The 5,278-nt window shown below is 55.3% G+C and carries 4 protein-coding genes, 1 pseudogene and 1 CRISPR repeat array; of the genes and pseudogenes, 3 read left to right on the top strand and 2 right to left on the bottom strand.

From position 1 onward, the window contains the following. Together E1H13_RS26095 and E1H13_RS26090 are read left to right on the top strand one after the other, a co-directional pair. The coding region (locus E1H13_RS26095; protein ID WP_169614696.1) for a hypothetical protein at positions 1 to 240 on the top strand (240 nt) is incomplete at its 5' end. Between the two features lie 167 nt (positions 241 to 407). After that, positions 408 to 899 carry a hypothetical protein gene (locus tag E1H13_RS26090; RefSeq protein ID WP_169617882.1) on the top strand — a complete coding sequence of 164 codons (492 nt, stop codon included), beginning with the start codon at positions 408 to 410 and terminating at the stop codon, positions 897 to 899. An 87-nt stretch (positions 900 to 986) separates the two neighbouring features. Here E1H13_RS26090 and E1H13_RS28205 read toward each other — a convergent pair. Together E1H13_RS28205 and E1H13_RS26080 are read right to left on the bottom strand one after the other, a co-directional pair. After that, a pseudogene (locus E1H13_RS28205) lies at positions 987 to 1,097 on the bottom strand (protease); the annotation flags it as partial. 58 nt (positions 1,098 to 1,155) lie between these two features. Then, a CRISPR array of direct repeats spans positions 1,156 to 2,188; the repeat unit is 35 nt; unit sequence GTTTCCGTCCCCTTGCGGGGTAATGGGATTTGAAC. Positions 2,189 to 2,492: 304 nt separating this feature from the next. Beyond that, positions 2,493 to 4,349, bottom strand: a complete 1,857-nt coding sequence (locus tag E1H13_RS26080) for a 3'-5' exonuclease (RefSeq protein ID WP_169617881.1) — start codon at positions 4,347 to 4,349, stop codon at positions 2,493 to 2,495. A 98-nt stretch (positions 4,350 to 4,447) separates the two neighbouring features. Here E1H13_RS26080 and E1H13_RS26075 point away from each other — a divergent pair, with 98 nt between their 5' ends. Beyond that, positions 4,448 to 5,107, top strand: coding sequence for an endonuclease NucS domain-containing protein (locus tag E1H13_RS26075; protein WP_169617880.1), 660 nt, complete (start codon positions 4,448 to 4,450; stop codon positions 5,105 to 5,107). Positions 5,108 to 5,278 lie beyond the last annotated feature (171 nt).

Below are 5,278 nucleotides of genomic sequence, written 5' to 3'. Positions count from 1 at the left end.
CCAGAGGCCCACCTGGGCATTGTGGTGGTGTTGACGGACTGGCCGGGGATGGTGGTCAAAGCCCTGCGGTTCTTCACCGTGTCGCCGTTCTTCACCCAGAAGCTGATTGAGGCGCTGCTAAGTACGGCACCCGCCTATACCTTTGAGGGCTATGAGCAGGGGGTACAGCGGGTGTTTCAGAACTACCCGGTGAATGCGATCGGTGATGGGTGCCGGGTGCGGTGTAAGTCTGGGGATTGAGGGTTTTGCTGTGCTAGTGACGAAGAAGGCTACCCGTTACTGCCTCCTGACCAGAAATCCAAAGAGAAACCCTCCAAATTACAGGCTGACGTCTCCACTATTCCAGAATCGGATGTAACTGAATGAACTAAACCTCATTAAGTGGCAGTTGCCCGAGGACACCAACCATGTTCGATACCAAGACCCCTCAACAAGTCAGAAAACTGGCCAAAAAATCCACCTGGGGGGCAGGGTTGCTCACCTTCTTCCTGACCCCAGTCGGATACCTCTACACTGGGCGGAAAAAGTTAGCCCTGATCACCCTGGCAATTTGGCTACCGCTTATTCTGGCCGATGTAGACGATGGCCCCCTGAGTGCCCTACTGGGATTTTTAATCATTGGTGCTCCCATCGAAAACGTTATGGCTATCCACAAAGCCAGAGGAGCGGCTAAAGAACTGGGCATTAGCGCTGGACAGGAAGAGAACGCCAGCGATCTCACGGTTACCTTGCTCAGATTTGCCCAGGAGAAAGGCGAAGTGACCATGGCCGATTGTGTTATCAAGACTGGCAAAAGCCCGGAGGAACTGCGCGGCACCTTGCTTGAGATGGAGCATCAAGACCTGCTGAGGTCTGGCAACCGAGAGAGTGACGGAGCCGTGGTGTACAGAATTGTCTAGGGTTTTTGACGTTGCGACCTACCCGATGGATGCCATTGTGATAGCTGCCGGGTGCGGTGTAAGTCTGGGGATTGAGCTCTCCACAGCCTAGACTGCCGCTAGTTGGGCATGTTCAACCCGAGTGCCCAAAACCGTCAAGAATTCAGCTAACCACCGGGGATGAGCAGGCCAGGCGGGAGCCGTCACCAGGTTGCCGTCTGGTCATCGACACCTAGAGCCCACGTCACGGGTTGCCCTACATCTGTTCTGGCTAGGGGTTTCTGTCCCCTTTCGGGGTAATGGGATTTGAACCCGTTGAGGTTATAAACGAGATTAAAAACCTTGTGAAGTTTCCGTCCCCTTGCGGGGTAATGGGATTTGAACAGGGGAAACCCTTTAACACAGACATTGATACCTGGGTATACGTTTCCGTCCCCTTGCGGGGTAATGGGATTTGAACTTGAGAGTCTGGAGGTCCAAACGGGGGCTAGCGCAGTTTCCGTCCCCTTGCGGGGTAATGGGATTTGAACTATCTACTGTTTTCCAGCGGAATTCCAATTCCTGTTTCCGTCCCCTTGCGGGGTAATGGGATTTGAACTCGCACCACCCATATTTCAGTGGATCGGCGTTACGATATGTTTCCGTCCCCTTGCGGGGTAATGGGATTTGAACTACCCCTACAGGCTTCGCAGCTCGCTAAGCTCAACGTTTCCGTCCCCTTGCGGGGTAATGGGATTTGAACATGAGTATCGCCCCGTAGATATAGGAAAAGAACTTGCAGTTTCCGTCCCCTTGCGGGGTAATGGGATTTGAACCCGAGGAGAAGGAAACCTCTACAATGAAAACGATGGTTTCCGTCCCCTTGCGGGGTAATGGGATTTGAACTTGGGCGGTTACCATGACCTCTCCGCTTGATTGCGGGTTTCCGTCCCCTTGCGGGGTAATGGGATTTGAACCTTTATTAACATTCTCTCTTGGAACAGGGTTACTCGGGTTTCCGTCCCCTTGCGGGGTAATGGGATTTGAACACTTCTTGGTGGTCACGGCCCGGTATGCCGGGATGTTTCCGTCCCCTTGCGGGGTAATGGGATTTGAACAGGAGACTTATCTTATGCCTCGTTTAACTCGTTTTGGTTTCCGTCCCCTTGCGGGGTAATGGGATTTGAACCACCAACCAATCGGCTCTCTTTGGGGCCGGTACCGCTGGTTTCCGTCCCCTTGCGGGGTAATGGGATTTGAACCCGGGTACACCCCTGGCAACAGCACGCTCCAGGTGTTTCCGTCCCCTTGCGGGGTAATGGGATTTGAACCCCCTCAATCTGAAACCTTTACAAAGCAAGGCTTTCAACACCCCAAATCTGGGGGGGTCTAATCAGAGGCCAAATAACTGAGAATTACTGTCAATAACCCCTCTGCCAACAGGGCTGAAACCCTTGTACGGAGCGGCATCTGGGGGGGTCAACGAGATAATGCGGTTTTCGAGGTTCGGCAGACCCCCTCAGAAACGGGAGCTTTATAAGCATATTAGCTTCGTATTTTAGGATATTCAACTCAGATTGGTCCTCTTCACAAAAATTGAATATTTGCGCCAATCATGCCATTTCCCCCAGAACATTAAGCCACCTTCCCCAACGCCCCCTCTAGCCGCTCAGCAAACACCGACCTGCGATCGCAACTCAACACCAGCACCTCGATCGCCCTGGTCATGGCCACATAGAGCAACCGGGCCTCATCAGTCACTTCCCCATACCTGTTGGGCAGGTAGCCCACCCCAGGGATGAACACCACCGGGAACTCTAGCCCCTTGCTCGCGTGCATCGTCATCAGCTTGATGCTTTGGGTCGAGGGGTCAAAGTGACGGCTAGCGCTGCTCTGGTTGATCCAGTCCACCGGCAACCCGGCCTGCTGGAGCTGCTGGAAGGCCTTCTCCCCCATCCACTTGGCGCGATAGATGATCGCCATCTCATTCCAGGGAATGCCCCGCTCTTGCAGCTGCTGAGCCCGCTGAAGAATGTGGGCTATCTCTTCCTTATAGCTCCGGCATTTCACCAGCTCCGGTACTGGTCCCTGCCGACCGGCGCTGCTGGGGGCGACCAGGGGCGGCATATCATCATCGGTGTCATCGGTGGGCTGCATGACTTCTTTAGCGAACTCATAGGCCAGCAGCAGCACCTGGGCCGTATTGCGGTAGTTGAGCTTGAGGATAGTGGTTCTGCCCTGGGCCTTGATACCGACGCTCTTGAAGCTGAATTCGCGCTTGGCCCGTTGCCCATAGAGGTTCTGGGCATCGTCGTAGAGGATCAGCAGAGAATCAGTCTTCGGGTTCACCATTTGAGCCACCAGCTTTAACCACTCTGGGGCAAAGTCGTGGCCCTCATCCACCATCACCGCACCATACTGCCCCATGGGGATTGTCCCGGTCTCGACGGCGGCCAGGGTCCGTTTCTCCAGTTCTTCGACGTAGGCTGTGCCTTTGAACTGGTTGTAGTTGGGCCGGGGGATACCATAGCGCCTCAGCTGATCGCCGCACCAGCCATGGAAGTGGCGGACAGTGACTTGGTGATCCAAGCCCTTCTCTTTCATCAAGGCTCGCAGTTTCGCCGCCAGCGTCACGTTGTAGCAAAGCACCAACACCGATTGCAGGGTTTCAGCCAGGTGCTGGCAGCGGTAGGCCAGGATCAGGGTTTTGCCAGACCCGGCTACCCCATGGATCACCCGATGTCCTTCCCCCAGGCTGCGGGCCAGCTGCTCCTGTTGCAGGTCCATCACCTTGAGGATGTCCGGGATAGCGGTCTGTAGGGCTTCTTTGGGGTCCTCTGGGAAGAAGGAGAGCTGCTTGGTGGAGATGCGTAGCTCGGGGTAGAGGTGCCAGCGGATGCGGTCAATTTGGGTGCTGGTGAGGGTCGTGCCGAAGTGGTAGGGGCTCATGGCCCAGAGTCGTTCCTGAAACTCCCCTGGGTCTACGCTTTCGGTCATCTCATCCCGGCAGATGACCAGATTAGCGTTGATTACCTGGGCCAGGGCTGGCTGTGAGTCGAACTGGCGACGGGTGATGTTGGGCAGCACTACCCCGTAGGCATAGGGGCAGAGCAGTTTCCCCTGGTAGCGGCCCTCGCTTTGTACCAGCTGTGGGTCTTGCTCCAATAGTGAACAGATGGCCAGGGCATAGTCTCGCGCTTGGTTGAGAGGATTCTTGACCTGCTTGGGTTGGCCGTTGGGTGTGATCTCAAACTCATCCGGGTTCACAGCCTTGATGGTATCCAGCTTCCAGTCCTTCACCTCCAGCACAAACAGGCCTTGGGAAGGGTGTAGGAGGATGAAATCGGGATGCAGGTGCTGTGGGCCTACTGGCACGTCGTACCAGAGTAGGTAATCGTCATCGAGCTTGGCTTCGAGCCGTTGGGCCAGGCGGCGTTCTCCTGCGGTCATGCGAGAGTTGCAGCTGCTGTAGGCGGGGATGAGGGTGGCCATGGAGTTGAGCTTGTGGATCGCTCTAAGTATGCCCGCTAGGTTTATGTTTGTTGTCTGTACTGGGTTTCCTAGACAAGAGGTTCATGAAAGGGGTAACGGTGACTAGCCCGTTAGGCTATGTGCCACTGAGACGAATAGCTCAGGGCTGGGAGTTTGCCAGTGAGCAGGCCCTGGAGGCTTTCGTATGGAGCCGGTTAGAAGAATTGCTCCACCTGAGACCATTCCAGCGACAGTATGCCGTTATAGGCGAGATTTGCGACATCCTGGCTCTGGCACCAGATGGCCAGCTGACTATCCTGGAGCTGAAAAATACAGAGGACCGCTACGTGGTGCAGCAGCTCACCCGCTACTATGCCAACCTGCTGGAGGAACGCCCCTTCCCCGATGAGATTGACTACGGGAAGCCCATTCGGCTGATTGCGATCGCTCCCACCTTCCACCGCCACAACTACATTGACCGCCAGTACAGCCGGTTATCCTTCGAGTTCATTCAGGTGAGGGTAGTTCAAGAAGATCAGTTCTACCTAGAACTGAAGTTTGAGGATGAAGGCAGCCAGCCAGCTAGGGCTATGCTGCCGTATCAGGAAAGCCCCTTGAGCAGTCAGCCTGGGGATTTGGCTGATGTACCAGAGCTGTTGATCAAATGGTTGGGGGCCTGCTCAGCAGCGGAGCAGCAGGCTTTCTTGAGAACCAGGCAGCAGATTTTGAGCTTTGATTCGAGGATCAAGGAGAGGGTTGAAGCAATACTGTTCGGATAAGGTTCAGGTTGGTATTAGGATCGAGACATTAAGTTGGGGTCGAACCGTTCCCCTCCCCCGATGGGAGGGTTTTCGGGCGGGGAATTTTGCCCGAGGCTTTTTCACGACCCGTGGATTACTGCGCCCCGCTCGGGGCGGAATGCGTTGTTCTGCCAACTCCGTCATGAGCCA

Source organism: Nodosilinea sp. P-1105 (assembly GCF_012911975.1).
In the GTDB taxonomy this organism is placed as follows: Bacteria; Cyanobacteriota; Cyanobacteriia; order Phormidesmidales; family Phormidesmidaceae; genus Nodosilinea.
Note: the sequence above shows the minus strand (reverse complement) of the source record. Positions and strands in the feature narration are given on the sequence as shown.

Coding starts and splice junctions, on each gene's coding strand:
- E1H13_RS26090 (WP_169617882.1), top strand. CDS start 408: ATGTTCGATACCAAGACCCCTCAACAAGTCAGAAAACTGGCCAAAAAA.
- E1H13_RS26080 (WP_169617881.1), bottom strand. CDS start 4,349: ATGGCCACCCTCATCCCCGCCTACAGCAGCTGCAACTCTCGCATGACC.